Origin of the sequence: Janthinobacterium kochi (genome assembly GCF_051380715.1) — a bacterium.
Classification (GTDB): domain Bacteria; phylum Pseudomonadota; class Gammaproteobacteria; order Burkholderiales; family Burkholderiaceae_D; genus Janthinobacterium.
The window spans coordinates 184,959-210,816 of sequence record NZ_JBNYXO010000002.1; the positions used below are offsets into that span (position 1 = coordinate 184,959).

Annotated in this window: 21 protein-coding genes and 1 pseudogene; 13 read left to right on the plus strand and 9 right to left on the minus strand. The window is 60.4% G+C overall.

Annotated features, from left to right (window positions below):
- The first annotated feature begins 6 nt into the window (after positions 1 to 6).
- The 5 genes from rlmH to ACQ4WL_RS05170 all read left to right on the plus strand — a co-directional run bounded on the left by rlmH (position 7) and on the right by ACQ4WL_RS05170 (position 4,106).
- On the plus strand, positions 7 to 477 hold the full coding sequence (rlmH, locus tag ACQ4WL_RS05150; RefSeq protein WP_034747108.1) for a 23S rRNA (pseudouridine(1915)-N(3))-methyltransferase RlmH: 471 nt from the start codon (positions 7 to 9) through the stop codon (positions 475 to 477).
- A gap of 7 nt (positions 478 to 484) precedes the next feature.
- A complete protein-coding gene (locus tag ACQ4WL_RS05155) occupies positions 485 to 1,105 on the plus strand; it encodes a Maf family protein (RefSeq protein WP_436508520.1) in 621 nt (206 codons plus the stop codon).
- 43 nt (positions 1,106 to 1,148) lie between these two features.
- Positions 1,149 to 2,612: a ribonuclease G gene (rng, locus tag ACQ4WL_RS05160; protein ID WP_034747098.1), complete on the plus strand. Its 1,464-nt coding sequence runs from the start codon at positions 1,149 to 1,151 to the stop codon at positions 2,610 to 2,612.
- A gap of 2 nt (positions 2,613 to 2,614) precedes the next feature.
- A complete protein-coding gene (locus ACQ4WL_RS05165) occupies positions 2,615 to 3,403 on the plus strand; it encodes an AraC family transcriptional regulator (protein WP_436508521.1) in 789 nt (262 codons plus the stop codon).
- Between the two features lie 79 nt (positions 3,404 to 3,482).
- Complete coding sequence (locus ACQ4WL_RS05170; RefSeq protein ID WP_436508523.1) at positions 3,483 to 4,106, plus strand: LysE family translocator; 624 nt, start codon at positions 3,483 to 3,485, stop codon at positions 4,104 to 4,106.
- Here the strand turns inward: ACQ4WL_RS05170 and ACQ4WL_RS05175 are convergent.
- Entirely contained in the window at positions 4,082 to 4,624 is a 543-nt protein-coding gene (locus ACQ4WL_RS05175; protein WP_436508524.1) for a hypothetical protein, read from the minus strand. The genes ACQ4WL_RS05170 and ACQ4WL_RS05175 overlap by 25 nt on opposite strands.
- Before the next feature lie 411 nt (positions 4,625 to 5,035).
- Positions 5,036 to 6,061 carry a LacI family DNA-binding transcriptional regulator gene (locus ACQ4WL_RS05180; protein WP_436508526.1) on the minus strand — a complete coding sequence of 342 codons (1,026 nt, stop codon included), beginning with the start codon at positions 6,059 to 6,061 and terminating at the stop codon, positions 5,036 to 5,038.
- Positions 6,062 to 6,268: 207 nt separating this feature from the next.
- Between ACQ4WL_RS05180 and ACQ4WL_RS05185 the strand changes: the two are divergent.
- From ACQ4WL_RS05185 to ACQ4WL_RS05200, 4 genes and pseudogenes are all read left to right on the plus strand, one after another.
- Positions 6,269 to 7,507: pseudogene (locus ACQ4WL_RS05185) on the plus strand (malic enzyme-like NAD(P)-binding protein); the annotation flags it as partial.
- Between the two features lie 252 nt (positions 7,508 to 7,759).
- A complete protein-coding gene (locus ACQ4WL_RS05190; protein WP_436508527.1) occupies positions 7,760 to 8,971 on the plus strand; it encodes an O-antigen ligase family protein in 1,212 nt (403 codons plus the stop codon).
- Positions 8,972 to 9,022: 51 nt separating this feature from the next.
- A complete protein-coding gene (gene msbA / locus ACQ4WL_RS05195) occupies positions 9,023 to 10,756 on the plus strand; it encodes a lipid A export permease/ATP-binding protein MsbA (protein ID WP_436508528.1) in 1,734 nt (577 codons plus the stop codon).
- A 35-nt stretch (positions 10,757 to 10,791) separates the two neighbouring features.
- Positions 10,792 to 11,892, plus strand: coding sequence for a glycosyltransferase family 9 protein (locus ACQ4WL_RS05200; protein WP_436508529.1), 1,101 nt, complete (start codon positions 10,792 to 10,794; stop codon positions 11,890 to 11,892).
- A 14-nt stretch (positions 11,893 to 11,906) separates the two neighbouring features.
- Here the strand turns inward: ACQ4WL_RS05200 and ACQ4WL_RS05205 are convergent, their stop codons facing one another.
- From ACQ4WL_RS05205 to ACQ4WL_RS05215, 3 genes are all read right to left on the minus strand, one after another.
- Entirely contained in the window at positions 11,907 to 12,068 is a 162-nt protein-coding gene (locus tag ACQ4WL_RS05205) for a LuxR C-terminal-related transcriptional regulator (RefSeq protein WP_436508530.1), read from the minus strand.
- Positions 12,069 to 12,426: 358 nt separating this feature from the next.
- Positions 12,427 to 13,815, minus strand: coding sequence for an ATP-binding protein (locus tag ACQ4WL_RS05210; protein ID WP_436508531.1), 1,389 nt, complete (start codon positions 13,813 to 13,815; stop codon positions 12,427 to 12,429).
- Entirely contained in the window at positions 13,812 to 14,498 is a 687-nt protein-coding gene (locus tag ACQ4WL_RS05215) for a response regulator (protein ID WP_034786469.1), read from the minus strand. The genes ACQ4WL_RS05210 and ACQ4WL_RS05215 overlap by 4 nt, the downstream gene beginning before the upstream one ends.
- A gap of 157 nt (positions 14,499 to 14,655) precedes the next feature.
- On the opposite strand from ACQ4WL_RS05215, the gene ACQ4WL_RS05220 reads away from it, so the two are divergent.
- The 3 genes from ACQ4WL_RS05220 to ACQ4WL_RS05230 all read left to right on the plus strand — a co-directional run bounded on the left by ACQ4WL_RS05220 (position 14,656) and on the right by ACQ4WL_RS05230 (position 17,497).
- Positions 14,656 to 15,477: a MipA/OmpV family protein gene (locus ACQ4WL_RS05220; RefSeq protein ID WP_436508533.1), complete on the plus strand. Its 822-nt coding sequence runs from the start codon at positions 14,656 to 14,658 to the stop codon at positions 15,475 to 15,477.
- Between the two features lie 608 nt (positions 15,478 to 16,085).
- Positions 16,086 to 17,090, plus strand: coding sequence for a VirK/YbjX family protein (locus tag ACQ4WL_RS05225; RefSeq protein WP_436508534.1), 1,005 nt, complete (start codon positions 16,086 to 16,088; stop codon positions 17,088 to 17,090).
- A 176-nt stretch (positions 17,091 to 17,266) separates the two neighbouring features.
- A complete protein-coding gene (locus tag ACQ4WL_RS05230; RefSeq protein WP_436475555.1) occupies positions 17,267 to 17,497 on the plus strand; it encodes a DUF6139 family protein in 231 nt (76 codons plus the stop codon).
- 64 nt (positions 17,498 to 17,561) lie between these two features.
- Here ACQ4WL_RS05230 and dnaE read toward each other — a convergent pair whose 3' ends face one another.
- Entirely contained in the window at positions 17,562 to 21,101 is a 3,540-nt protein-coding gene (gene dnaE, locus ACQ4WL_RS05235; RefSeq protein WP_436508536.1) for a DNA polymerase III subunit alpha, read from the minus strand.
- A 137-nt stretch (positions 21,102 to 21,238) separates the two neighbouring features.
- Between dnaE and ACQ4WL_RS05240 the strand changes: the two genes are divergently transcribed.
- Positions 21,239 to 22,138, plus strand: coding sequence for a sulfurtransferase (locus ACQ4WL_RS05240; protein WP_436508537.1), 900 nt, complete (start codon positions 21,239 to 21,241; stop codon positions 22,136 to 22,138).
- Positions 22,139 to 22,178: 40 nt separating this feature from the next.
- Here ACQ4WL_RS05240 and ACQ4WL_RS05245 read toward each other — a convergent pair whose 3' ends face one another.
- The 3 genes from ACQ4WL_RS05245 to ACQ4WL_RS05255 form a co-directional block, all read right to left on the minus strand.
- A complete protein-coding gene (locus ACQ4WL_RS05245) occupies positions 22,179 to 24,113 on the minus strand; it encodes a polysaccharide biosynthesis protein (RefSeq protein ID WP_436508538.1) in 1,935 nt (644 codons plus the stop codon).
- Between the two features lie 211 nt (positions 24,114 to 24,324).
- Positions 24,325 to 24,885: a sugar transferase gene (locus ACQ4WL_RS05250; protein ID WP_436508539.1), complete on the minus strand. Its 561-nt coding sequence runs from the start codon at positions 24,883 to 24,885 to the stop codon at positions 24,325 to 24,327.
- A 21-nt stretch (positions 24,886 to 24,906) separates the two neighbouring features.
- Positions 24,907 to 25,842 (minus strand): UDP-glucose 4-epimerase family protein, encoded by a 936-nt coding sequence (locus ACQ4WL_RS05255; protein ID WP_436508540.1) that lies wholly within the window; start codon positions 25,840 to 25,842, stop codon positions 24,907 to 24,909.
- Positions 25,843 to 25,858 lie beyond the last annotated feature (16 nt).

Genomic DNA, 25,858 nt, shown 5'->3' on the forward strand with positions numbered 1-25,858 from the left:
GCCTCGATGCAGCTCATCATCGCTGCGGTCGGCCATAAAATGCCGGCCTGGATAGAGACGGGCTTCGCGGAATACGCGAAGCGCATGCCACCGGAACTGCGCATCGTGCTGAAAGAAATCAAGCCGGTGGAGCGTTCCGGCAGCAAGACCGCCGCTACGGCGATGGCGCTGGAACGCGAACGCATCGAAGCCGTCCTGCCCAAGGGCGTGCGCATCATCGCCCTCGACGAACGCGGCAAGGACCTGACCAGCGTCGGCCTGTCGCAGCAGTTGATGGCGTGGCAGCAGGATGGCCGCGACACGGCTTTCCTGATCGGCGGCGCCGACGGCCTCGATCCGCAGCTCAAGGCGCGTGCCGAAGGCATGCTGCGCATCTCCAGCATGACCCTGCCGCACGGCGTGGTGCGCGTGATCCTCGCCGAGCAGCTGTACCGTGCCTGGTCGATCACGCAAAACCACCCCTACCACCGCGTCTGAACTCCCCATGAAAACGGCTGATCACAAGATCTACCTTGCTTCCAAAAGCCCACGCCGGCGCGAACTGCTGCGCCAGATCGGCATCGATTTCGAATTGCTGCTGCTGCGCAGCGACGGCCCGCGCGGCGCCGACGTCACCGAGGAAATCCTCGCTGGCGAATCGGCGCTCGACTATGTCGCCCGCGTGTCGAATGAAAAAGCCGCCTTCGCCTGGGACCTGGTACGCCGCCGCCACCTGACCCCGCGCCCCGTGCTGGCGGCCGACACCACCGTCACCATTGACGGCGTCATCCTCGGCAAACCGGCCGACCGGGCGGAAGCCGTAGCCATGCTGCAGCAGCTGTCGGGCCGCACGCACCAGGTGCTCACCTCGATCGCCGTGCACTACAAGAACTTCGCCGAGCAGCGCACGCAGGTGTCGCAAGTGCGCTTCGGTGTGCTGTCGCCCGCCGCCATCGCCGCGTATTGCGCCACGCCGGAGCCGTATGACAAGGCCGGCGGCTACGGCATCCAGGGCAGCGCCGCGCTGTTCGTCGAGCATATAGAAGGCAGCCATTCCGGCATCATGGGCCTGCCTCTGTACGAAACTGCACAGTTGCTAAGGCTAGCAGGTGTGCCCTTGCCCTGAACACGGGTATGATGTCATTCGTTGCCTCCACTCCCGCGCCTCCATGAACGAAGACATCCTGATCAATATCACGCCGCAAGAAACCCGCGTCGCCCTCATCTTGCAGGGCGCCGTGCAGGAATTGCACATCGAGCGCACGCTCACGCGCGGCCTGGCCGGCAATGTGTATTCCGGCAAAGTGGTGCGGGTGTTGCCGGGAATGCAATCGGCCTTCATCGACATCGGCCTGGAGCGCGCCGCCTTTCTGCACGTGGCCGACATCTGGGAAGCGCGCGGCCACGATGGCCAGAACGCCACGCCCGCTCCCATTGAAAAAATCCTGTTCGACGGCCAGGTGCTGACGGTGCAGGTGATCAAGGACCCGATCGGCACCAAGGGCGCGCGCCTGTCGACGCAGATTTCCATCGCCGGGCGCATGCTGGTGTACCTGCCGCAAGACAAGCACATCGGCATCTCGCAGAAAATCGAAAAGGAAGCGGAACGCGAGCAGTTGCGCGTGCGCCTGCAAAGCCTGCTGCCGCCCGATGAAAAAGGTGGCTACATCGTGCGTACCATGGCCGAGGACGCTTCCGACGCGGACCTGAAGGCGGACGTCGACTACCTGCGCAAAACCTGGAGCACCATCACGCACGGCGCGCGCACGCGTCCCGCCACCAGCCTGCTGCACCAGGACTTGAGCCTGGCGCAGCGCGTACTGCGCGATTTCGTCGGCGATGAAACGGCCACCATCCAGGTCGACTCGCGCGAAAACTATGTGAAATTGCGCGAATTCGCGGAAATCTACACGCCCAGCGAACTGACGCGTCTGCAGCACTACACGGGCGAGCGCCCGCTGTTCGATTTATATGGAGTGGAAGAGGAAATCCTGCGCGCGCTGGGGCGCCGGGTCGACCTGAAATCGGGCGGCTACCTGATCGTCGACCAGACGGAAGCGATGACCACCATCGACGTCAATACGGGCGGCTTTGTGGGCGGACGCAATTTCGCCGACACGATTTTCAAGACCAACCTGGAAGCGGCACATGCCATCGCGCGCCAGCTGCGCCTGCGCAACCTGGGTGGCATCATCATCCTCGACTTCATCGACATGGATAACGCCGAGCACCGCAACGCCGTGCTGGCCGAACTGAAACGCACCCTGTCGCGCGACCGCACCAAGGTGTCGGTGAGCAATTTCTCGCCGCTGGGCCTGGTGGAAATGACGCGCAAGCGCACGCGCGAATCGCTCGCCCACATCCTGTGCGAACCGTGCCCCGCCTGCGCCGGCAAGGGACAGGTAAAAACCTCGCGCACCATCTGCTATGAAATCCTGCGCGAACTGCTGCGCGAGGCAAAACAGTTCAACCCGCGCGAGTTCCGCATCCTCGCCTCGCAGGAAGTCGTGGATTTGTTCCTCGAAGAAGAATCGCAGCACCTGGCCATGCTCGGTGATTTCATTGGCAAGAAAATCTCGCTGCAGGTGGAAAATGCCTACCACCAGGAGCAGTACGACGTCATCCTGATGTAGCCATGCCGGGCACTACCTTCTTCTGGCGCGACCCGGCTCTGCCCCACGTGGAGAGCCGGCGCGCCTGCCACAGCCGGGCGTGCTACAAGCCGCACAGCCATCCCACGTTTTCGATTGGCGCCGTCGATGCCGGCGGCAGCGTGTTTACGGGCAGCCATGGCCGCCAGACGCCGCTGCGCGTCGGCAGCCTGGTGCTGGTGCCGGCCGGCTGCGTGCACGCCTGCAATGCCCTGCCTGACGCCCTCTGGAGCTACCAGATGCTGCATCTCGATGCGCAGTGGCTGCAAGCACACGCGCCGGCGCTCGATGGCGACACGGCGGCGGTGTTGCACTGCCCGCTGCTGTACGCACAGTTTTGTGCCATGAATGCGCTGCTGTTTTCAACGGCCAGCGCGGCAGAGAAGGATGCGGCGCTGCTGGCGTTTCTGAGCGCTTGCGCCAGCGCCTGTGCAAACCTGCTGCCCTCGGAACGCAAGCCGCTGCCGCAGCAACTGGCGCCCGTGCTCAAAACGCTGCAGGCACAGCCCTCGGCCAGCCTGCGGCAACTGGCAGAAGCGGCAGGCCTGAGCCCATATCAATTGATCCGCGCCTTCCGTGCCGCCACGGGCCTGACGCCGCACGCCTACCAGCTAAATATGCACGTCAACCGCGCGCGCAGCCGCTTACAGGCAGGGACGGCGTTGGCGCCGCTGGCGCATGAACTGGGCTTTGCCGACCAGAGCCATCTGCAGCGTGTCTTCAAGGCACATGCGGGCATCACGCCGGGGCGCTATCGCGGCCAGGGCAGCTGAGACGCCCGCAATTTTCTTCAATACAGGCTGCCTTCAGCCCCTGCATACTCGCGCATCGCCATTGCCGGAGCCAAACTCCATGCACGATTTCCTCTTCCTCGCCGCCGCCCACTTTCTTTCCTTGCTGTCGCCGGGTCCCGATTTTTTCCTGATCGCGCGCACCTCGCTGGCCCACGGCTGGCGCGCCGCCGCCGGCACGTGCATGGGCATTACCGCAGCCAATGCGGTGTTTATCGTGGCGGCATTTGGAGGACTATCGGTGCTGCGAGCGGGCAGTACGGCATTCATGGTGGTGCGGCTGGCAGGATGCGCCTATCTGCTGTATCTGGGCTGGCTGTTCTTGCGCCATGCGGGCAAGAGCAGCCTGGATACAAAGCCCGCCACCGGCAAGGCGCGCTGGCGCGGCGGCGTTGTGATGGGGTTTGTCTCCGCCATCCTGAACCCGAAGAATGCGCTGTTCTACGTCAGCCTGGCCACCGTGCTGGCCGGCAGGCAGACGAGCCCCGCTGCGATGCTGGCGTATGGTGCGTGGATGGTATTTGCCGTGCTGGCGTGGGATATGACAGTGGCGCTGGCCATCGGCAGCACCGCCCTGCGGCAGCGCTTTGCGCGCGCGCTGCCGTTGCTGGAACGGTTGTCGGGCGTGATGCTGATCGTGCTGGCGGTAGTGCTGCTGGTTCAGGCCGGCAGTGGATCCAGGTAGAACACGGCGTACACCTTCAAGGGCGTCGTGACTGTCGCCTTTTCCGAGCGCACGACGGCGCAGTCGTCGGCGGCCATGCTGCGCCAGTTCTGCACGCCAGCCTTGGCAAACATGGCATGCGCCGGCGCATTTGCGGCCAGGTCCAGCACCAGACAGGCATTGCGCGGGCCGGTGGGCGCATAGCTGATGGCGCGAATTTCAATGCCGAAGGTCGTCATCCAGGCTGCCCACAAGCCTTTTTCCTTGCCGGCCGCCATACGGTCGAGCATCTCGCCGAAGGACAGGCCTTTCTTGACGGTGCCGCGCAGGGCAGCCAAGGATGGGGCCAGGCGGGGATCGGGCTGCTTGTTGCCGGCGCGGATTTCGGCGATCGCCTTCAATTCCTTGATGATGGCGGCGTCGCGCTCCGTGTAATCGCGCATGCGCGCATAGAATTCGGCATCGAGGAAGGGATTGACGGTCAGCTTGACGGCGCCCTCTTCGCGGCGTTTGGCGGGAGGCGTGGTGGTTTTTGTCATGGCGATGGAGGGCAAGGGAAACAATGAGGGCCGCCAGTTTAACACCATGCGGCAACAGCGGAAAGCGTACTTGATCCAGTACTGGCTGGCGCCGATGGCTCAGTTTCTAAAGATCGGCCAAGTGCAGCCAGACAGCATCAGCAAGTTGGCGACGCTGAACACGAGGAGCGCCATGCGAATCTTACGGGGAGAAGGTATTTTCAATTTATTTCCTTAGTCAAGTGAGATCACGTGGGATTGGGCGCGGATGAACCTCGTTGAACCGGCCAATATGGCCGATATGGCCGATATGGCCGGCAAGGCCAGGCCAACGATAGCGTCGGGCATTTCACTATAGCAGATGATGCAGGACGATCCTGCATGTAACCATATGTTCGCCAGTGGAATGGAAAACAGGAGAACGGATGTGCTTCAAGCGCGCGGCGGCGCCGTCGATTCGCGCACCACCAATTCCGGCTTCAGGCGCACGTCGAGCACCGCGGAATCGGGCGAGGCTATGGTTTGCAGGATCAGCCGCGCCGCTTCCGTGCCGATGCCGTGGTGGCGGATGCGGATGGTGGTCAGGGGTGGACGGATCATGTCCATGTACGGCATGTCGTTGTGGCCCACCACGGAAATATCCTCGGGGCAACTCAAGCCCAGTTCGCGGATGGCGTCGTAGCAGCCGAGGGCAACCAGGTCGCTGCCGGTCACCACGGCCGTCGTCTGCGGCGACTGGCGCAGCAGCGCCAGCAGGGCTGCCTTGCCGCATTCGCGCGAATAGCCGCTGCTTTCAAACACGAACGCCTGTGAGGGATCGAGTTCGCTGGCCTGGATGGCGGCCAGAAAACCGAGGCGGCGCACGTGGCCCGTGGACAGGTTTTCCGGCCCGGCAATGTGCGCGATATGGCGGTGACCCAGCGCCAGCAAGTGCTCGACGGCCAGGCGCATGCCGACCACGTCGTCGCTAACGACGCAGGAAGCGACGCCCGTCTCGTCGCTGCGGTTGACGGTGACGACAGGCACATTCTGGTCGATGCACATCTTGATGACGGGATCGTGACGGCGCGCCGTGGCCAGGATCAATCCATCGACCTGCTGCCCCAGCAGCCGGTTGATGACGAACAGCTGTTCTTCCTCGTCGGCACCCACGTTGGCGACGATGGCAAGGTAGCCATGCTTGCGCAAGCCTTCCTCGATACCCAGCAGAATCGGTGGAAACACGGCGTTGGTAATGTCGGGCAAGACCACGCCGATGATGCGCGACTTGCGAGTGACCAGGGTGGAGGCGGCGCGGTTCGGCCGGTAGCCGAGCCGGCCCGCTTCGGCCAGCACGCGCGCGGCCACCTCAGCGCTGACCATTTGCCGCGTTTCCGGATTCATCACGCGCGAGACGGTGGAAAAGTGCACACCGCTGGCCCGTGCAACGTCGCTTAAGGTGGGGTTCTTGTTTGTCATGGGCTTCCCGGATCGCAATACCGTGATTTTATCGTAAAAATTCCCCTTCCCGTCAAAAACCGAGCAAACGCTTGCATTGAAATAATGCCGTTGCCTAAAGCGGTTTTGAGACTCTTAAGTACAATCCAGCCTTGACAGCGTGCAAACGCTTGCATAACATGGCCCGGATTGACCACTCGGGCCCTGTATGCCCTTCCCAGAATTCTTATGTCTACTTCCCACAGCAAGCACGCCGACCAGAATGGCGAAACTTTCAACCTGAAAGAAGCCGCCCTCGCCTATCACGCCGAACCCCGCGCAGGCAAGATTTCCGTCACGCCAACCAAACCGCTGGGCGACGCCCGCGCCCTGACCCTGGCGTACTCGCCAGGCGTGGCCTTCGCCTGCGAAGCCATCGTCGAAGATCCGCGCACGGCCGGCATCTACACCTCGCGCAGCAACCTGGTGGCCGTGATCACGAATGGCACGGCCGTGCTGGGCCTGGGCGATATCGGCCCGCTGGCCAGCAAACCGGTGATGGAAGGCAAAGCTTGCCTGTTCAAGCAATTTGCCGACGTCGACGTGTTCGACATCGAACTGGCCGAGAACGATCCCGACCTGTTCATCGACACCGTGGTGCGCATGGAGCCGACCTTCGGCGGCATCAACCTGGAAGACATCAAGGCGCCGGACTGCTTCTATATCGAGCAGCAATTGCGCAAACGTATGAACATTCCCGTCTTCCACGACGACCAGCACGGCACGGCCATCATCGTCGCGGCCGGCATCCTGAACGGCCTGGAACTGGTGGGCAAGGACATTGGCAGCGTCAAGGTGGCCGTCTCGGGTGCTGGCGCCGCGTCGATTGCCTGCCTCGACTTGCTGGTCTCGCTGGGCCTGAACAAGTCGCTGCTGAAAGTGTGCGACAGCCAGGGCGTGATCTACCCGGGCCGCGATGCCAGCATGGAAGAGAACAAGGCGCGCTACGCGAATGACACGAGCGACCGCGACCTGGCCGACGCCATGGTCGGCGCCGACATCTTCATCGGTGTCTCGAAGGGCGGCGTGGTCAGCGCGCAGATGGTTGAATCGATGGCCGCCAAGCCGCTGATCTTCGCCCTGGCCAATCCGCATCCGGAAATCGCGCCGGAAAAAGTGCATGCCGTGCGCGACGACGCCATCGTTGCCACGGGTCGTTCTGACTACCCGAACCAGATCAACAACGTGCTGTGCTTCCCGTACATCTTCCGTGGTGCGCTCGACGTGGGCGCCACCACCATCAACGAAGAAATGAAGCTGGCCTGCGTGCGCGCCATCGCCGCGCTGGCCAAGGAACCGCTGCCGGGCCACACCACCAGCGCGCTGACGCCGCTGCAACTGATTCCGTCGCCGTTCGACGAGCGCCTGCGCAGCTGGGTCGCGCCTGCCGTGTCGCAAGCAGCCATCGCCACAGGCGTGGCCACCCGCGTGCCGGCCAGCGCCTGATACGCATGACAGGCCTGCCGGCCTTGGCAAATTAACGGCAAGTTACCATTGCTTACAAAAAAACCATGGCTTAAAACCATGGTTTTTTCATTTCTGCCCTTGAGGCCGCCCATATAGGTATAGAAAATCACATTTCTCAGGGGCGTTTTTGCCACTGCCTTCGATTACAATGGCGCCTACTTTATGTTGCTACAGTTGTCATTGTGGCGACGACGTGCGTTAACAAGGATTTTCATGCTCGGCCTGACTTCTGTTTGTGTGTTTCTTTTTTCGGCATTGGCGCTGGCTGTCAACAGCGGATATTCCCTTGGTGCACTGGTGCTCCTGCTGGCCAGCAGCTGGCTGCTATGGAAACGCCCCCGTCTGAACCTGCAACGGCGAGATTACCTGCTCTTGGGCACGTTGCTACTGTATTTCTTCGTTTACACCGCGAATATGCTGTACCACGCCGATCCAGCGCGCGAACTCGACATGCCATTGCGCGCGCTGCTGGCCGTACCCGTCCTGCTGTTGCTGCTGGCATATCCGCCCCGGCCATCAGCATGGTGGGGCGGCCTGGCCATCGGCGCCATGATGGGAGCAGCAATGGCATTTTGGCAATTAATCGTATTGCACCTTGAACGACCACAAGCTGCAACCAGCAATGCCATTCACTACGGTAATGTCAGTATGCTGCTTGGAATGCTGGCCCTGTGCGGGCTGGGCTGGGCACAAGAGCAGCGCCATCGCATGACATGGTCCATCTTTTTGCTGGCCGGCGCTTTGACCGGAGTCCTCGGCTCTGTCGTCAGCGGCAGTCGCGGCGGTTGGCTGGTATTACCCGTCTGTGGCTGCCTTTTTTCGTACTATTATTCGAAAGGCCGCGGCGCACGCTATCTGGCCGCTATGCTCGGTACACTGCTGGCGGCGTGCATACTTGCCTACACACTTCCCAACTCCCGCGTGCCCCAGCGCGTGGCGGTGGCTGTCAATGACATCAAACAGTTCCAGGACAGCGATAATGTGACCACGTCCATTGGCCAGCGCATGGAAATGTGGCGCACAGCATTGACCTTATCAAGTAACCATATCTGGCTCGGCATGGGCCGCAATGGTTATTTGGCTGCAAAGCAACAGCTGGCTGACGCAGGCAAAATGAATGCGGTTATTAAAGACCATACCAATGCCCACAACGACTACCTCGATGCCCTGGTCAAGCGCGGCATTATCGGTGTCCTGGCCTTGCTGGCACTCTTCCTCGTTCCATGGGTCCTATTTGCCCGCGCCCTGCGCCACGATGCCGCGCCAGCCCAGCCATATGCGCTGGCAGGCGTAGTACTGTGCACCTGTTATATGATTTTTGGCCTGACAACGAGTTCGCTCACCCTGAATATCGGCATCATCATGCTGGTTTTCCCGATGGTGATATTGTGGGCTATGCTGCGCCAGCAAGAACGCACTGTCTGAACTCGTTTTCCGCCTGACCGTTTTTGCTGTCCCCTGCAAGGAACCATACCGATGCTCACGCCCGACCTGAAGCGCCTCACCGCGCTGCACGCGCCCTATAAGAAACATCTGGCCCTGGCTCTGCTGGCAATGGTCGTCACGGCGGCCACGGAACCGCTGTTGCCGTATGCGCTCAAGTTACTGCTCGACAATGGCTTTGGTGGCAAGGTCGATTTTTCCTTTTGGCTGGTGCCGCTGATCGTCATCGGTATCTTTGCCATGCGCGGCGCATCGACGTTTGCCAGCAGTTACCTGATGAGCTATGTCTCCACGCGCATCCTCAACGAGTTGCGGCGCAGGATGTTTGCCAGCATGCTGAACTTGCCCATCGACTTCTACAACACGCATACGGTTGGCAAAGTCATCAACTCCATCATGTTCGAAGTGCAGCAGATCATTGAAATGGTGACCAAAGTATTTACCTCGATCGTGCGCTCCTCGCTGACCGTGCTGGGCCTGCTGGCGTGGCTGCTGTACCTGAACTGGGTGCTGACCCTGGTCACCCTGGTGCTGCTGCCTCTGCTGACCATCGTCGTACGCACCACGGGCAAGCGCCTGAAAAAACTCAACCGCGACTCGCTGGCCGTCAATGCCGAGCTGACCCAGGTCATCGAGGAAACCACGCGCGCGCAGCAAGTGATCAAGATCTTCGGCGGCCAGGACTACGAAAAGGCGCGCTTCGAAGAGCGTGCCGAGCAATTGCGCCGCTACAGCATGCGCATGACCACGACCTTTTCCGCCACCGTGCCCATCACCCAGGTGATCACGGCCGCCGCCGTGGCTCTGGTCATCGTGATGGCCCTGTTCCAGTCGGAGCAGGGTCAAATCACGGTCGGCGGTTTCGTATCCTTCATCACGGCCATGCTGATGCTGCTGACGCCCTTGAAGCAACTGGCCGAAGTCAACGGCCCCCTGCAGCGCGGCATGGCCGCCGCCGAGGAAGTCTTCCAGCTGATCGACAAGACGCCGGAACGCACGGGCGGCAAGCCGCTCGCTGGCCGCAGCAAAGGCCGCATCGAATTCAAGGACGTGAGCTTTGCCTATCCCGGACATCCGGAACCGGCCCTGCAACACATCGATCTGAGCATCGCGCCAGGACAAACGGTCGCCTTTGTCGGCATGTCCGGTGGTGGAAAATCGACCCTGGTCAGCCTGCTGCCCGGCTTTTACTCGGCCAGCAGTGGTGAAATCTTGCTCGATGGGCAGAATATCGATGCCATCGCCCTGACGAGCCTGCGCAGCCAGATCGCCATGGTCAGTCAGCAGGTGGTGTTGTTCGACGATACCCTTGCCGCCAATATCGCGTATGGCGACGCCGCCCCGGATCGGCAGCGCGTCGAAGCGGCGGCGGCCGCCGCCTTCCTGTCTGACGTCATCGATGGCTTGCCCGACGGCCTGGAAACGCGCCTGGGCGACAACGGCTCGCGCCTGTCCGGCGGCCAGCGCCAGCGCGTCGCTATCGCCCGCGCGATCTACAAGGATGCGCCCATCCTGATCCTCGATGAAGCCACCTCGGCACTGGATACGGAGGCGGAACGGGCCGTGCAAGCGGCACTGGAGCACCTGATGCAAGGTAAAACCACCTTAGTTATTGCTCATCGGCTATCAACAATTGAACGGGCGGACCGTATCGTGGTATTGTCACACGGGAAAATAATGGAAACCGGCAATCACCAGCAATTATTGGATGCCAACGGCGCATATGCCAATCTGCATCGCCTGCAATTTTCCCAGCAAGTGGTTTGACACCATCGAATGAATACCTGAAATCGTATTGATACATGACGCCTTTGATTCCCGCCGAACTTCTACAAAAGTCGGACAAAATTCTTTTCATCGCCCATCTGGCGCTGGGAGACTTTACCTACCTGCAAAATGGTTTCCGCGCCTTTGCCGCGGCCTATCCCCATATGCAGATCCACCTGTGGGTAGATGAGGTACGCCGCACGTCCGACGCCAGGCAATGGGAAGGCTTGCGCACGTATTCGCTGTACGACTGGGTCGAACAGTCGGGCCTGTTCTCCAAGGTGTACCGCAAGACCTACAGCCCGGCACTGTATGAAGAGTCACTGCGCGAAGCCAAAGCGGAACACTATCCTGTCGTCGTGTCGCTGGCCCACGTACGGCCGCAGCAATATGCGGATCTTGCCCGCGCGATCAGCCCGAACGGGCTGGTGATCGGCACGCGCAAGCCGTTCAGCCCGCTGCGCCCCTGGCATTACCTGGCCTACCGCAAGATCGATGCCGTACTGGCCTCTTACGCGGGACAGGATGCGGGCGAGCACCATATCAGCAGCGTGTATGCGGACTGGTTCCATCAATTGACGGGACTCGACATTCCCGTGGCCGAACGCTATCCCTTCGTGCACATTCCCGAGCTCGCGTTGCAACAGGCGCAGGAACAGTTGAGCGCCTGGGGCTTTGCCCCGCGCCAGGGTCCGCTCGTACTCCTGAATCCGTTCGCCAAATCGCACAAGCGCAGCTGGCCGCTGGAGCGCATTGCCGAGCTGATAACACGCATGCAAACGATGCCCGAATGGCAGAACGCCTGCTTCCTGATCAACGCCATGCCGCAGGAACTGGCCAAGGTGAATGCCGTCGTGCAGGCGCACAACTTGCCGCGCACACAGGCCTTCAGTGCAGTCGACAACTTTTTTCAGCTGCCGGCCATGCTGGCGCAATGCGACCTGATTATCTCGGTGGAAACGTCGATCATGCACCTGGCGAACGCCGTGCACGTGCCCGTGGTGGCATTGATGCGCAAGAAAAATCCCGAATGGGCCCCCTTCGACAGCGCCAATAGCACCGTCATCACGGTGGCGCGGCGCAGCGACTGGGTCAAGGCGATTTCAGTCGATCAGGTATTGAAAACCATCGCCTAGAGAATCTTTAGCGGTTAGCCGGTGCCCAGCATGCTGATGCGCACCAGGTCAGCCACATGATCGCCCCCCAACTTGTCCATCAGACGCGCCTTGTGCACTTCTACCGTGCGCATGGAAATGCCCAGTGCCAGGGCAACGTCGCCGTGTCCCGTGATAGTGATGACGGGAGCATGCATTTGAGTTCCAGCAAGCGGCGCTGCAGGCGCAGGCCATCCATGCCCGACATGCAGATATCGACCAGCAGGCTGCCGGTCGACTCGGCCGCCAGCTGTGCAGGAAAACCTCGCCACAGGAAAACAGGGCCGTGCGGTAGCCGCGTAGGCGCAACAGCAAACCCAGTGCATCGCGCACGGCGGGATCGTCGTCAACGATAAACACCGTCAAATTACTGGCTACCATACTCTCCTGGTCGGCGCTGACGGCCAGCGGCGACGGCGACGCAGGACAGAGCAAGGTCAGCGCCACGCCATGCCATCTTGCGTTACAGGCACATGAAATAATCTTCATGCAATATCGCAAGGCGCGCAGACAGCGTCAGGCTTCGGCCAGCGGCAAGCGCACCTCCACCAGCAAGCCCAGGCCGCCATTACCGCTATGCAACTGAATCGTGCCGCCATGCTGGCGCACGACGGAAGCGACGATGGACAAGCCCAGGCCACTGCCCGGCTGCGGCTGCTGCGGCGCGCGGAAAAAGCGGTCGAACACGCGTGCATACAGCGCCGGTGCGATGCCCGGTCCCTGATCGGCCACATGCAACACGGCCTGACCCCGCTCCGCATGCAGCGACACCGTCACGCTGCTGCCGCGCGGGCTGTACTTGATGGCGTTTTCCACCAGGTTGTCGATCAGCGAAACCAGGCTCTCGCGCTGTCCGGGCACGCTGAGCGAGACGCTGGCTTGCAACTCGAGCTCGATATCGCCCGCCTGGGCCAGGCCGGACAGGGCCGCCAGCCGGTCTTGCAGCAAGGTATCGAGCGCCTGCCGCCGCGGCAGCTCGCCAGCACCGGCCTGCACTTCGCTGCGCGTCAGCTGCAGCAGCTGGCCCACCAGGCGCGCGGCGCGGTTTCCACTATTTAAAATACCATCCAGCAGCTCTTGCTGGCGTGCGTCATGCGCCTGGCCCTGCAAGGCCTCGACATTCACGCGCATGGCCGCCAGCGGCGTGCGCAGCTCATGCGTAGCGTCCGCGATGAAGCTGCGTTCACGCGCGGCACTGGCATCGACCCGCTGCAGCAGCGCATTGATATTGTCGACCAGTGCCGCCAGTTCGCCATGCGGCGGCTTGAACGCCAGCGGACGCAAATCCTGTGGCCCGCGCGCCGCTACCTCCTGCGCCAGCTTGCGCCACGGGCGCATCGCAAGGCGAATCGACAGCCAGGCCGGCACCAGCAAGAACGGCAGGCTGATCAGCAGCGGCAGCAGGTAATAGCCATGTGAATTGATCGTGATGAAAAACTGCCAGGGCCCGCCCACCTCCAGCACCGTCACGCGCGTGGCCCCCTCGGTCAGGCTGCGGCTGCGCCAGGCCTGTCCCTTGATGTAGACCACTTCCATCTGCTCGGGACCGGCGCTGCGGATACCGCTGGGCGCTGCGGGGGACTTGTAGACCAGCGTGCCCTCGCGCCAGACCAGGATGCGCGGCGCCAGTTCCGGCACTTTCCCCATTTCAAACTCTTCGCGCAAGGCTTCGTCGATCGCGCGCAAGCTTTGCTCCTGGCGCTGCGGCTGCTCGGCCAGGTTATCGGCCACGCTGATAATGGCGTGCAAGACGCCGCGGCTGACATTGCTCGCTTCGCCCGTGCCGTCGATCAGCACATACGCAACCGCCAGGCTCCACAGCACGGTCAGCATCAGCATTTGCGCGAGCATCAAGCGGCGCACCAGCGTAGGCCGGCGCAGCATGGCCCAGAAACGCCCCATCATGCGCCGGCACCCGGCGGGGTGGATGTCTCGCCTTGCTGGTCGATGACATAGCCAACGCCGCGCACGGTACGGATATAACCTTCGCCTATCTTGCGGCGCAGGTTACCCATATGCACATCCAGGGTATTGCTGGCATTGGCCAGCCCGCCGGGCAGGATATGTTCCTCCAGCACGCGGCGCGTGATGACGCGGTTGGCGCGCATCAGCAAGGTCTTCAACAAGGCATATTCACTGGCGGTGAGCTCTACCGGCCGGCCGTGCACGCTGACACGGCGCGTGGGCACTTGCAGCAACAGGCCGCGCAACTCGATGGTATCGCCATCGAAGCCATAGCTGCGGCGTGCCAGGGCACGCACGCGCGACAGCAGCTCGGCCAGCACGAAGGGCTTCACCAGGTAATCGTCGGCGCCGCCGTCCAGGCCCCGCAAGCGCTGTTCCAGCGTATCGCGGGCGCTGAGGATCAGCACCGGCAAGCGGGCCGCGCGCAGCCGGGCCAGCAAATCGAGGCCATCGCCGTCCGGCAAGCCCAGGTCCAGCAACACCAGTTCGCAACTGTCGTGCTCGATGCTGCGCGCCGCATCCTCCAGGCTGCGCACCCAGACCACTTGCATGCCCTGGTCGCGCAGGGCGATCCGCACGCCGTTGCCCAGGTCCATATCGTCTTCAATCAGCAGTATCTTCATGGTCAATATTAAACCACCGCAAGCTGAAGAAAGGGTAAAGAGGCGCTCTTCATGCAATCTTAATAAAAGGCTCATTTTCCCTTCATGGCAAGGACAGATACTGTCGGCAGTCAATCGAGCCACTCCGGACTCGGTTCTCCACCTGACGGAACACTCCATGCACGCACCCACAACCCTGCTGACCTCGCTGGCACTCGCCAGCGGCATGATCCTCAACCCGCTGGCCGCCGCGGCGGCCGAACCGCCAGCGGAAAATGTCTTCACCATCGGCGGCGGTGTCGCCGCCGTGTCCAGCTATTCCGGCGCCGACAAGCTGTCGGCCTCACCGCTGATCATCCTCGATTACGCCATGGCCAATGGCCTGTTCTTCAGCACGTCGCGCGGCATCGGCTATGGTGGCGACGCCGGCCACTTCAGCTATAGCGCTGCATTGGGCTACCGCGGCAACCGCGAAGACCACAAGCGCAATGGCGCCAACGGCTGGGGCGGCAGCGATTACCTGAAGGGCATGGGCGAAGTCAAGGGCAACGCCAGCGCCCTGCTCAGCGTCGGTTATTCGCCATTGCCGGGCCTGTCGCTGAGCGTGTCGAGCGACATTCCCCTGTCGAACCGCGAAAATGGCGCGAACGTGCATTTCGAAGCGACGGGACAGGTCTACGGCAGGTCCGATGCCAAGGGCATGCAGCAGGACAGCGTGACCATCGGCGGCCAGCTGGGCTGGGGCGAACGCAAGTACGTGCAGACCATGTATGGCGTGACGGCCACCCAGGCCGCGCATACTTCGTTCAAGCAATACACGCCCAAGGGCGGTTTCTATGAAGCGCAGGCCACCGTCAACTGGGAGCACCGCTTCGATGCGCGCTGGGGCATCAATACCCTGGTCGGCGTCGAGCACCGCATGGGCGACGCGGCCAAGAGCCCCATCGTGCAGCGCAAGACATCCCCGATCGGCGCAGTGTATGTCACCTACCGCTATTAAAACAGGAGCGGCATAAGGGGAACCCGTACGCTGTTTCGCCAATTTACAGAGGGGGATGGCATGGAGAACATGACATGGTTTTCCGACTATGACCATCCCTTCCATGCATGCATCACGCCTTGCGCCGCAACGTCAGCGCGCCCCGGACAGCGCCGCGGGCGCGTACGGCAAGCCGGGCCAGGCAGCATCTACGGTGTGCGCTACGTCAGGCGGCTACAGGAATGGGGGATAGGCGTGAGTGTCAGCCTGCTGCACGTGACGCCAGCGCAGGCACGCCCTGCCGCTGGCAGCCGAGCAAATGATGCACGAGGCCGGCTTGTACCTGAGCCGTTCACATATTGCCTTCACCACCCACATTTTTTCCGGCGAAATCATTTTGTCGATACTCGACACGGCCGAAATGCTGGGATGCCATGACATTGTCTTACCTGCCATTAAGAACACTTACTGGCGAAACCGATTCTCGGACGCCCTGACGCGCAAACTGGCCCGCGCCAGCCGTAGCGCCACCGTGCTGCTGGCCAATACCGATGGCATGAGCTGTCCGCCGCTGCCCTGGAGCACAGCCCGCGGCCACCACCGTTCTCAATCACCAAGGAAAGTGCCTGATGACACAAGCGATTACTCTGCATGCTGGCCTCACCAATATGCCCCCCGGCATTGCCCGCCTGCGCGAGCTGTTCAAACTGCAATTGCGGGCACGCCTGCACCAGCGGCAGACGCGCATCTGGCTCAAGTTGCTCAATTCCCACCCCGTCTTCGGCGACCTGCTGCAAGCCTACCCGCGCCTGGTCCACAAGGTGTACCGGCATTACCTGAGCAAAAGCCTGTCCTGCCAGCAACGCGTGTCCATGCTGGTCGACCACTATCATTTCATCCTGCAACAAGGCTGGGGCAAGCTGATGGTACAGGCTGCGCACCAGCCGGTCATACTTGCCACGGTACCGGGAAAATCCGCTTCGCGCTACCATCTGCGCCTGTCTTCGCTGTTCCGCATGGACCGCGAAGGCGAGATGGTCTTGCAGTTGATCCATGATGACGATGTGCTCTACACGGTGGTATTCACCTTCTTCGGCTGCCGCGCGCGCGCGCCCAAGGATGCTGGCGTGGGCATCGGCTGCATCCAGGGTCCGCAGGGCGCGGAAGGCTTGCGCCGCGTGCGCGAAGCCACGCGCGACCTGCACGGCATGCGCCCCAAGTTCCTGATGATACGCCTGGTACGCCAGCTGGCATACGAGCACGGTTGCTGCACCATGCTTCTGGTAGGCAATGCCAACCGCGCCGGCCACCATTCGGCAAAGAAGAATGGCCGGCTGCTCGCTGACTACAATGCATTGTGGCAAGAACTTGGCGCCACGGCCCGCAGCGATGGCGACTTTGAGTTGCCATGCGAAAATCTGCCTGTGCTCGTCCTCGAAGAGATCGCTTCCAAGAAACGTTCGGAAGCACGCAAGCGCCACGCGTTGACCTTGAACATGATCGACAGCCTGCGCAACGGCCTGGCATCGCATCGCAGCCATGTCCACGTCGCCGCGTACGGCACCGCCATGGCCACCAATGATGCCCAGCATCCGGCCGAATTCGATGACGAGCACTTTTCCACCGTAGCCTGACCCTCTCCCTGGTATTGGCCAGGCGCCCCGCGCCCGCAATCATTCCGCCACGCAATACCACAGTTCTTCTCCCGCACGCGCGCAAAAACCATGCGCCGCGCATTCCTGTTACGCTAGCAAGACCGGAGTGCATTCCTGGCGCGCCGGTTCCCCCAACGATTACTAGGAGGCAAGTCATGCGCGTAGACATCTACCGCCGAGCCGAGCACGACGGCATTTTTTCCTATCTCGCCGTGCCGGAAGGAAAGCTCATTCCAGAAGAAGTAACCAATACCGATTGGCAACTCGAAGTACGCGCCAGCGAAGTGGCCGACGATGCCCAGGCATTGCCCGACTACCATATCGAACAGCCGCACCAGCAGATCGCCGCCAAAGGCTATGCGATCACGGGCCTGAAAGACATGTAAACGTCAAAAGCCAAACCCGATTCGCATCCGGTTTGGCTTTGGTTTTTGACTGCGCAGTTGCCGGTCAGTATTCGACCGCCACCTCTTGCGCACCCAGCATTTGCTCCAGTGCCATCTGCAATTCATCCGATGGCGCCACTTTCCACTCGTCCCCAAACTGCAGCACGCAACTGACGCCTTGCGGGCTGACCCGCGCAGCGATCGGCAAGCCCGTCTCGGCCCGGTGCGGCATGATCACGTCACGGATGCGCTTGGCGTCCAGGGTAGCAGGCAACGTCAGGCCCAGCTGGCGGCCATACTGCACACGCGCAGCGATGATATCGAAGGCGCTCTCGGCCGTGATGCGCAAGCCACCCGAAAACCGGTCTTCCGACACCTTGCCCACGACGGCCAGGAATTCATCTTCCTTGAAGATTTTCCGGTTGGCGTCGAACAATTCGCCATACACCGTCACTTCCACCGTGCCGCTCTTGTCGTCCAGGGTGACGATGAGGATCTTGCCGCGCTGCGTCATCTGCGTGCGCAAGCCCGTGATGACGCCGGCCATCATGCGCGGTTCGCGCGACGGAGACAATTCGGACAGTTTCGTGCGCGCAAAACGGCGCGCCTCGGGCGCATACGAATCGAACAGGTGGCCGGACAGGTAGAAGCCCAGCGCGATCTTTTCTTCCGTCAGGCGCTGCTTGTCACTCCACACGGGCACTTTGACGTACTCGGGCGGCGCCACCATGTCGCTGTCGTCGCCGCCGAACAGGCTCACCTGGTTCGCCGCCTTGGCGGCCTGGTCGGCGCATTCCATGGCGAACGCCACGGACGCGAGCAGGATGGCGCGGTCGACCTTCAGGCAGTCGAAGGCACCGCTGCGTATCAGGGACTCGATGGTGCGGCGGTTGATTTGCTTCTTGTCCACGCGCTTGCAGAAATCGAACAGGCTGGTGAAGGGTCCACCGGCCTCGCGCGCGGCGATGATGGCTTCGATGGCGTTCTGACCGGAGCCCTTCACGGCGCCCAGGCCGTAACGGATCTGCGTGACTTTCTTGCCACTCACGGACGGCGCCGCGCCGCTCGGCGTGAAGCGGTAATCGGATTCGTTGATATCCGGCGGCAACAAGGTCAGCTTGCAGATTTCCAGCGAGTCTTCCACCAGGATCTTGATCTTGTCCGTGTCGTCCATGGCCAGAGACAAGTTGGCGGCCATGAAGGCGGCCGTGTGGTGAGCCTTCAAATACGCCGTGTGGTACGACAGCAAGGCATAGGCGGCGGCGTGCGATTTGTTGAAACCGTAGCCGGCGAACTTTTCCATCAAGTCGAAGATCTCGTCGGCCTTTTCCGCCGTCAAGCCATCTTTCGCCGCACCGGCACGGAAGATCTCGCGGTGCTCGGCCATCTCTTCGGCTTTCTTTTTACCCATGGCGCGGCGCAGCATGTCGGCGCCGCCCAGCGAGTAGCCGCCGACGATCTGCGCCATCTGCATCACCTGCTCCTGATACACCATGATGCCGTAGGTTTCGGACAGAATCGATTCCGTGCGCGGATCGGGATAATCGAAGCGTTCGCCGTGCTTGCGTTTGCAGAAGTCGGGAATCAGGTCCATCGGGCCGGGACGGTACAAGGCCACGAGCGCGATAATGTCTTCGAAACGGTCGGGACGCGCGTCTTTCAGCATGCCCTGCATGCCGCGCGACTCGAGCTGGAACACGGCAACCGTCTTGGCCTTGGTCAACAGGTCGTAGGACGGCTTGTCGTTCAGCGGCAAGGTGGCCAGGTCAAAGTTCGCCTGCGCGGGATCGAGCTGCTTGATGTAACGTACGGCGCGGTCGAGAATCGTCAGCGTGGTCAAGCCCAAAAAGTCGAACTTCACCAGGCCAACGGCCTCCACGTCATCCTTGTCGTACTGCGACACGACGCCCGAGTCGCCGCCCTGCGTGTACAGCGGGCAGAAATCCGTCAGCTTGCCCGGGGCGATCAGCACGCCCCCCGCGTGCATGCCGATATTGCGCGTGATGCCTTCGACTTGCTGCGCCAGCTCCAGCAGCTGCTTGACCTCTTCCTCGTTTTCCAGGCGCTCCTTGAGCAACGGCTCTTCCTCGATGGCGTCGGCGATCGACACGGGTTTACCCGGCTTGAACGGGATCAGCTTGGAAATGCCGTCGCAGAAGTTGTAGCCGAAGTCCATCACCCGGCCCACGTCGCGGATCGCGCCCTTGGCCGCCATGGTACCGAAGGTGGCGATCTGCGAGACGGCCTCCTTGCCATACAAATCCTTGACGTGCTGGATGACGCGGTCGCGCCCTTCCTGGCAAAAGTCAATATCGAAGTCGGGCATGGAGACGCGTTCGGGATTCAGGAAGCGCTCGAACAGCAGGTTGTATTGCAATGGGTCCAGGTCGGTAATCAGCAGCGAATACGCCACCAGCGAACCGGCTCCCGAACCGCGGCCCGGACCGACGGGCACGCCGTTTTCCTTGGCCCACTGGATGAACTCGGCCACGATGAGGAAGTAGCCCGGAAATTTCATGTTGCAAATCGTGTCCGTCTCGAACTTCAGGCGCGCTTCGTAGCGCGGACGCTCCTTTTCGCGCCGTTCCGGGTCCGGATACAGCTGGATCAAACGCTTTTCCAGGCCGGCCTGCGATTCGGCAACGAGGAACTGGTCGATCGTCATGCCGGGCGGCGTGGGGAAGTTCGGCAATTGCGGCTTGCCCAGGACCAACGTCAAATTGCAGCGCTTGGCGATTTCCACGGAATTGGCCAGCGCGGCGGGCAAGTCGGCGAACAGTTCCGCCATGTCTGCCTGCGACAGGAAGCGCTGGCTGTCATTGAAACGTTTCACCCGCTTGGCGTTGGCCAGCATTTCGCCTTCGGCGATACAGGTGCGGGCTTCGTGGGCAATAAATTCTTCAGGGGAAATAAATTGCACGGGATGCGTGGCCACCACGGGTAAACCGAGTTTGGCCGCCAGGGCCACCGCGTGGCGTACCTGCGCTTCCTGATTGGCCTGGCCGCCGCGCTGAATCTCGACATAGAAATGGCCAGGGAAAATCTCGGCCCAGCGCTGCGCGTTGCGCTCGGCCAGGGCCAGGTTGCCATTCTCGATAGCAATGCCGACATCGCCGAAATGCGCGCCGGACAGGGCGATCAAGCCATTCGCCGCGCTTTCGCCCGGGTACAGATCATAGGTATTCGTCGCCAGCGCCTGCAACCACTCGATGCGCAACTCGGCACGTCCCTTGTACTGGTTCGTCAGCCAGGCCATCGACAGCAATTCACACAGTTGCAGATAGCCCATGCGGTTCTTCGCCAGCAACAGCAAACGCGACGGCTTTTCGCGGTTGTCGTCATTCGTGATCCACACGTCGACGCCGACGATGGGCTTGATGCCCTTGCCGCGCGCTTCCTTGTAGAACTTGACCATGCCAAACAGGTTCGACAAGTCGGTGACGGCCAGCGCCACCTGCTTGTCCTTCGCCGCCGCCTTGACCACATCGTCAATGCGCACCAGGCCATCGACGATCGAGTACTCCGAGTGCACGCGCAAGTGGACGAAGGCAGGACCGGGCTGCATCGCTTGCTGTGAACCTGCCGGAGTGCCGGCCTCTTGCATTACCATTTCCATCCTGTGTACCATTTCGTGCAAAATTCAATGGGGTCTATTCTACCGCGTCGCGGGTGCGGACCGGGTATCCTGCCAGGCCTGTCGGGCTTATAATATCGGCTGTTCAGTCTAAGCCGATCGCCATCATGCAAGCCATCACCCCAGCAACACCCGCCGTTTCCGCCGCCGTCAGCCCGCTGGCCGCCACGTTTGTCAATATCGCCGCGTATAAATTCATTACACTAGCCGATACGGAAGCCATGCGTCCCTTGTATCAAGAGCAATGCCTGGCGCTGGAGCTGAAAGGCACGATCCTGCTGACGCCGGAAGGCATCAATATGTTCCTGTCCGGCACGCGCGAGCATATCGATACCTTCCTCGCCTGGGTGCGCAGCGACGAGCGCCTGGCCGATCTGGAATGGAAGGAAAGCTTGTCGAATGAGCAATCTCACAAGCGCATGCTGGTCAAGCTGAAAAAAGAAATCATCACCATGCGCATGCCGCTGATCAAGCCGGAACTGGGCCGCGCGCCGTCCGTCGACGCGTACACGCTCAAGCGCTGGCTCGACGCCGGCGTCGACGATGCAGGCAAACCCGTGGTCATGATGGAAACGCGCAACGCCTTTGAAGTGGACGTGGGCACGTTCAACAACACGCTTGATTACCGCATCGACAAATTTACGGAGTTTCCGGCCGTGGCCGCCGCGCACAAGGACGAGCTGGAAGGCAAAACGGTCGTCACCTTCTGCACGGGCGGCATCCGCTGCGAAAAGGCCGCCATCCACATGAAGGAAATCGGCTACGACAGCGTGTACCAGCTCGACGGCGGCATCCTGAAATATTTTGAAGAAGTGGGTGGCGAGCACTATACGGGCGACTGCTTCGTGTTCGACTACCGCACGGCCCTGAACCCGAAACTGGAACCGACGGAAACGGTACAGTGTTTCGTCTGCCGCGCCGTCGTCACGCCGCGCCAGCAACTGGCGCCGGAATACGTGTACGAGGTTTCTTGCCCGCATTGCCATGGCCGAGGTAGTCACGCTTAAATTGCGATGCAGGCGGCTGGCGCCGCCTGCAGGATGCGAATTAATGGAGCGAAGACTTGACCGTCTTGTTATTACGTGATGGCTGATCATTGGCACACCAGATCAAGTCTTCGATATCGCATTGCGGCTCGTACTCCATCACAATGCGCAGCAATATGGCGCGCACGGCAACATGATCAAACTGATCACATGCCGCCTTCATCTCTTCCAGCATAGCGTCGAGTTTAGACCAGGGAATCTCAGCCTCCTGCGCACGCATGATCAATGGATGCTCGGTTCCCTCAACATTGTCCCCGATCAACAGTTCTTCGTATAGCTTTTCACCGGGACGCAAGCCCACATGTTCGATCTCGATGGTTCCGTTTGGCGTTAATTCACTTTTAACATCCAGGCCGCTCAAATGAATCATACGCTTGGCCAAATCGACAATTTTCACCGGCGCCCCCATATCCAGCACAAAAACGTCGCCGCCAGAGCCCATGGCTCCCGCCTGCAACACCAATTGCGCAGCTTCTGGAATCGTCATGAAATAACGGGTAATTTCAGGGTGCGTGATGGTAATGGGGCCGCCGGCAATAATTTGCTTGCGAAACAACGGCACCACCGAACCAGAGGAACCGAGAACATTGCCAAAGCGAACCATACAAAAACACGTGCTGTCCTGTTCGCGCGAAAAAGCCTGCAAAATCAATTCCGCCAGGCGCTTGGTCGAGCCCATGACATTCGTCGGACGTACCGCCTTGTCGGTGGAAATCAGCACGAAACGCTTAACGTTGGCGGCAACGGCCGCACGCGCCATGCTCAGCGTTCCAAACGCATTATTGCGTATGCCCTCGATCGGGTTGTGCTCCACCAGCGGCACATGTTTATAAGCGGCAGCGTGATAAACCGTCTCAACACCAAAAGTGCGCAGAATTTTTTCGCATTTCTCGGTATCGAGCACGGAACCAAGAAATGGCATCAGTTGGACTCGAAGATTTCTCTTATGCAACAAGCCTAGCAACTCCTGTTCAATCGAGTACAGCGCGAACTCCGACATTTCCAGCAAGATCATTTGTGCCGGGCGCTGGTTCAGGATCTGACGGCACAGCTCGGAGCCTATCGATCCACCAGCTCCGGTAATCATGACAACCTTGCCAGTGATACACATGGCCATCAGATCTTGATTCGGTTCAACGGCATCGCGTCCCAGCAAGTCCTCAATTTCCACTTCGCGCATATCCTGGATGCGCGCCGATCCATTAATCAGGTTCTTGATCGGCGGTGCCACCAACGTTTTCACCTTGAGCGGTTCTAGTTTGTCGAGAATGCGGCGTTGCTGCGCTTTCGACAAGGAGGGCATGGCCAGGACAATTTTGGAAATCTCTTTAGCTTCGATCAAATCAGCCAGTACCTCTGATGGATACACCGCGATGCCAGCAATCGTTGCACCGTGCAGCTCTTTCTTGTCGTCAATAAACGCCACTGGACGATACTCTCCAGCATGGCTCAAGGCTTGAGCAAGCTGGTTGCCGGAGACTCCAGCACCATAAATTGCCACACGGACACTATCCATTTTCCTGCTGGCATGCGAAAAATAACCTCGGGCAATAAAGCGACTGGCCGCGACATACATAATGGCACTGACCCAGTAAATGCCAAATACTCCGCGAGAAAGGCCTATCATGCTGGTGGCAAACGCTGTCACCGCCAGCAGTATTGCCACTGACAGCGTAACACCGAGCAGCACGACATAAATAATCTTGTAATCTATGAAGCGAATCACTGCGCGATACAAGCCTAAACGAATAAAAATAGGAATAGAAATCAGTGGTGCTGCCACGATCAGCCACAAATAAGGTCGAATCACATCCAGGCCGACACTATCGAAACGCAAAAAAATGGCCACGAGAAAAGTCAGCGGCAAAAAAATCAAGTCCGTCGTTACGGCGACGATTTGCTTGCCCCTGCGAGGAAACTCCATTAACAGCTTCATTCATACACCCAATAAGAGAACCACACCATTAATCGGATACGCAATCCCTGCGTGCGTACCGTATCCGGGCAAGGCCTGACAAGACCTCGGCGAGCGCATGGCCGTCGAGGCCGGGAAGCGCATCTATGCGCATGCACAACAAGCATCGGAAGCAGCAAGGCGCGACGGGCAGCAAATGTTGTCAGGCATTTCTAGCATGCTTTGCAGCACATCAATGCTTGATGCCGTCGCGTCGCAGCACCTTGACCAGTGTCATTAATATGATCTGCATATCGAATGCCAATGACTGCCTTCGCACATATTCCACATCCAGTTTAACCTTTTGTGGAATAGGTAACTCATCACGACCGTTAACCTGGGCCCAGCCTGTCAACCCTGGGCGTACCGCATCCACCCCATATTGCGTACGCAGCGCAATCAGATCATCCTGATTGAACAAGGCAGGACGGGGACCAACCACGCTCATGTCACCACACAGGATACTCCACAACTGCGGCAACTCATCCAAGCTGGATTTGCGTAAAAAAGAGCCTGGTGGCGTCAGAAACTGAGCAGCATCCTTCAGTAAATGGGTCGCCACCGCCGGTGTATCAACACGCATGGTACGAAACTTGGGCATCTTGAAAATTCGATTATGCCGTCCGACACGCTCCGACCAATACAGTACCGGGCCGCGCGAAGTCAGCCGGACAACAATGGCCACCAATAGCAGGGGTACGCAAAAAATCACCAAGGAAAATAAAACAAAACAAAGATCAAATAATCTTTTCATTTACGACCGATCAGTTAAAGATCAAAAATGTGCTACCGTCTTGCGGATGCCTTCATCGACACTAACGGGCGGAACCCAATCGAGCGTCGTCCGGGTATGCGCCACGTCCACTTGCAAAGAGCCAAGCAATCGACTGGCGGCCGCAGATTTACCTAGCACGCTGGCGATGCCCGTCAGCAGTCCTGCAGGCATCGGAAACAACGGAACTGGCTTCTTGCCCATGGCCGAGGATAGGGAGCGCAGCAATTCCGTGACGCTCATGTCATGACCATCGGAAACCAGGAAAATTTCGCCCGCCGCGCGCGGATGCCGGCAGCAAAGACTCAACAAATCCACCAGATTATCCAGGCCAACCATGCTGCGCCGGTTATGAACAGCACCTAGCGGCAGCGGAATACCCCACTTGAGGAGCTGCATCAGACGCAGGAAGTTTGCACGAACACCTGGGCCATACACCAGAGGTGGACGCACAATGACCAGTTCCAGGCCGGTTTCCTGCGCCAGTGCCTGTAATCCGCGTTCGGCTTCCAGCTTGGAAATGCCATACGGATCTGATGGTGCGGGCACATCCTGATAGGTAAACGGCTTGCCGTGAGTGCCCTCGCCATTCACCTTGATGCTGCTGACATAGACAAAACGCCGTACGCCATGGCGCACTGCCTGTCGGGCCAAATTCAAGGTGGCGTCCACATTCACGGCGCGAAATGCCGCAAGCGGGTCGCCAGAACGATCGGCCATGACATGCACGCGTGCTGCCAGATGCACAACGACATCGCAGCCGTCCAATGCAGTGGACCAATCAGTGTGCGCGGTCAACTCGCCCACCCGCAAACGCGAAGGCAAGGTACACTCTTTCCGTACACTTCCCACATAAGCCACACCCAACGCATCCAGATAGGCGCAGAACGCCGCACCGACAAAGCCGGCAGCGCCTGTAACGAGTATCTTAGCCGGCATGCGGTACTCCATGAAA

What these genes read in the sequence shown, in the direction of transcription:
- rlmH (WP_034747108.1), top strand. Translation starts at nt 7, where the DNA reads ATGCAGCTCATCATCGCTGCGGTCGGCCATAAAATGCCGGCCTGGATA.
- ACQ4WL_RS05155 (WP_436508520.1), top strand. Translation starts at nt 485, where the DNA reads ATGAAAACGGCTGATCACAAGATCTACCTTGCTTCCAAAAGCCCACGC.
- rng (WP_034747098.1), top strand. Translation starts at nt 1,149, where the DNA reads ATGAACGAAGACATCCTGATCAATATCACGCCGCAAGAAACCCGCGTC.
- ACQ4WL_RS05165 (WP_436508521.1), top strand. Translation starts at nt 2,615, where the DNA reads ATGCCGGGCACTACCTTCTTCTGGCGCGACCCGGCTCTGCCCCACGTG.
- ACQ4WL_RS05170 (WP_436508523.1), top strand. Translation starts at nt 3,483, where the DNA reads ATGCACGATTTCCTCTTCCTCGCCGCCGCCCACTTTCTTTCCTTGCTG.
- ACQ4WL_RS05175 (WP_436508524.1), bottom strand. Translation starts at nt 4,624, where the DNA reads ATGACAAAAACCACCACGCCTCCCGCCAAACGCCGCGAAGAGGGCGCC.
- ACQ4WL_RS05180 (WP_436508526.1), bottom strand. Translation starts at nt 6,061, where the DNA reads ATGACAAACAAGAACCCCACCTTAAGCGACGTTGCACGGGCCAGCGGT.
- ACQ4WL_RS05190 (WP_436508527.1), top strand. Translation starts at nt 7,760, where the DNA reads ATGCTCGGCCTGACTTCTGTTTGTGTGTTTCTTTTTTCGGCATTGGCG.
- msbA (WP_436508528.1), top strand. Translation starts at nt 9,023, where the DNA reads ATGCTCACGCCCGACCTGAAGCGCCTCACCGCGCTGCACGCGCCCTAT.
- ACQ4WL_RS05200 (WP_436508529.1), top strand. Translation starts at nt 10,792, where the DNA reads ATGACGCCTTTGATTCCCGCCGAACTTCTACAAAAGTCGGACAAAATT.
- ACQ4WL_RS05205 (WP_436508530.1), bottom strand. Translation starts at nt 12,068, where the DNA reads ATGCATGCTCCCGTCATCACTATCACGGGACACGGCGACGTTGCCCTG.
- ACQ4WL_RS05210 (WP_436508531.1), bottom strand. Translation starts at nt 13,815, where the DNA reads ATGATGGGGCGTTTCTGGGCCATGCTGCGCCGGCCTACGCTGGTGCGC.
- ACQ4WL_RS05215 (WP_034786469.1), bottom strand. Translation starts at nt 14,498, where the DNA reads ATGAAGATACTGCTGATTGAAGACGATATGGACCTGGGCAACGGCGTG.
- ACQ4WL_RS05220 (WP_436508533.1), top strand. Translation starts at nt 14,656, where the DNA reads ATGCACGCACCCACAACCCTGCTGACCTCGCTGGCACTCGCCAGCGGC.
- ACQ4WL_RS05225 (WP_436508534.1), top strand. Translation starts at nt 16,086, where the DNA reads ATGACACAAGCGATTACTCTGCATGCTGGCCTCACCAATATGCCCCCC.
- ACQ4WL_RS05230 (WP_436475555.1), top strand. Translation starts at nt 17,267, where the DNA reads ATGCGCGTAGACATCTACCGCCGAGCCGAGCACGACGGCATTTTTTCC.
- dnaE (WP_436508536.1), bottom strand. Translation starts at nt 21,101, where the DNA reads ATGCAAGAGGCCGGCACTCCGGCAGGTTCACAGCAAGCGATGCAGCCC.
- ACQ4WL_RS05240 (WP_436508537.1), top strand. Translation starts at nt 21,239, where the DNA reads ATGCAAGCCATCACCCCAGCAACACCCGCCGTTTCCGCCGCCGTCAGC.
- ACQ4WL_RS05245 (WP_436508538.1), bottom strand. Translation starts at nt 24,113, where the DNA reads ATGAAGCTGTTAATGGAGTTTCCTCGCAGGGGCAAGCAAATCGTCGCC.
- ACQ4WL_RS05250 (WP_436508539.1), bottom strand. Translation starts at nt 24,885, where the DNA reads ATGAAAAGATTATTTGATCTTTGTTTTGTTTTATTTTCCTTGGTGATT.
- ACQ4WL_RS05255 (WP_436508540.1), bottom strand. Translation starts at nt 25,842, where the DNA reads ATGCCGGCTAAGATACTCGTTACAGGCGCTGCCGGCTTTGTCGGTGCG.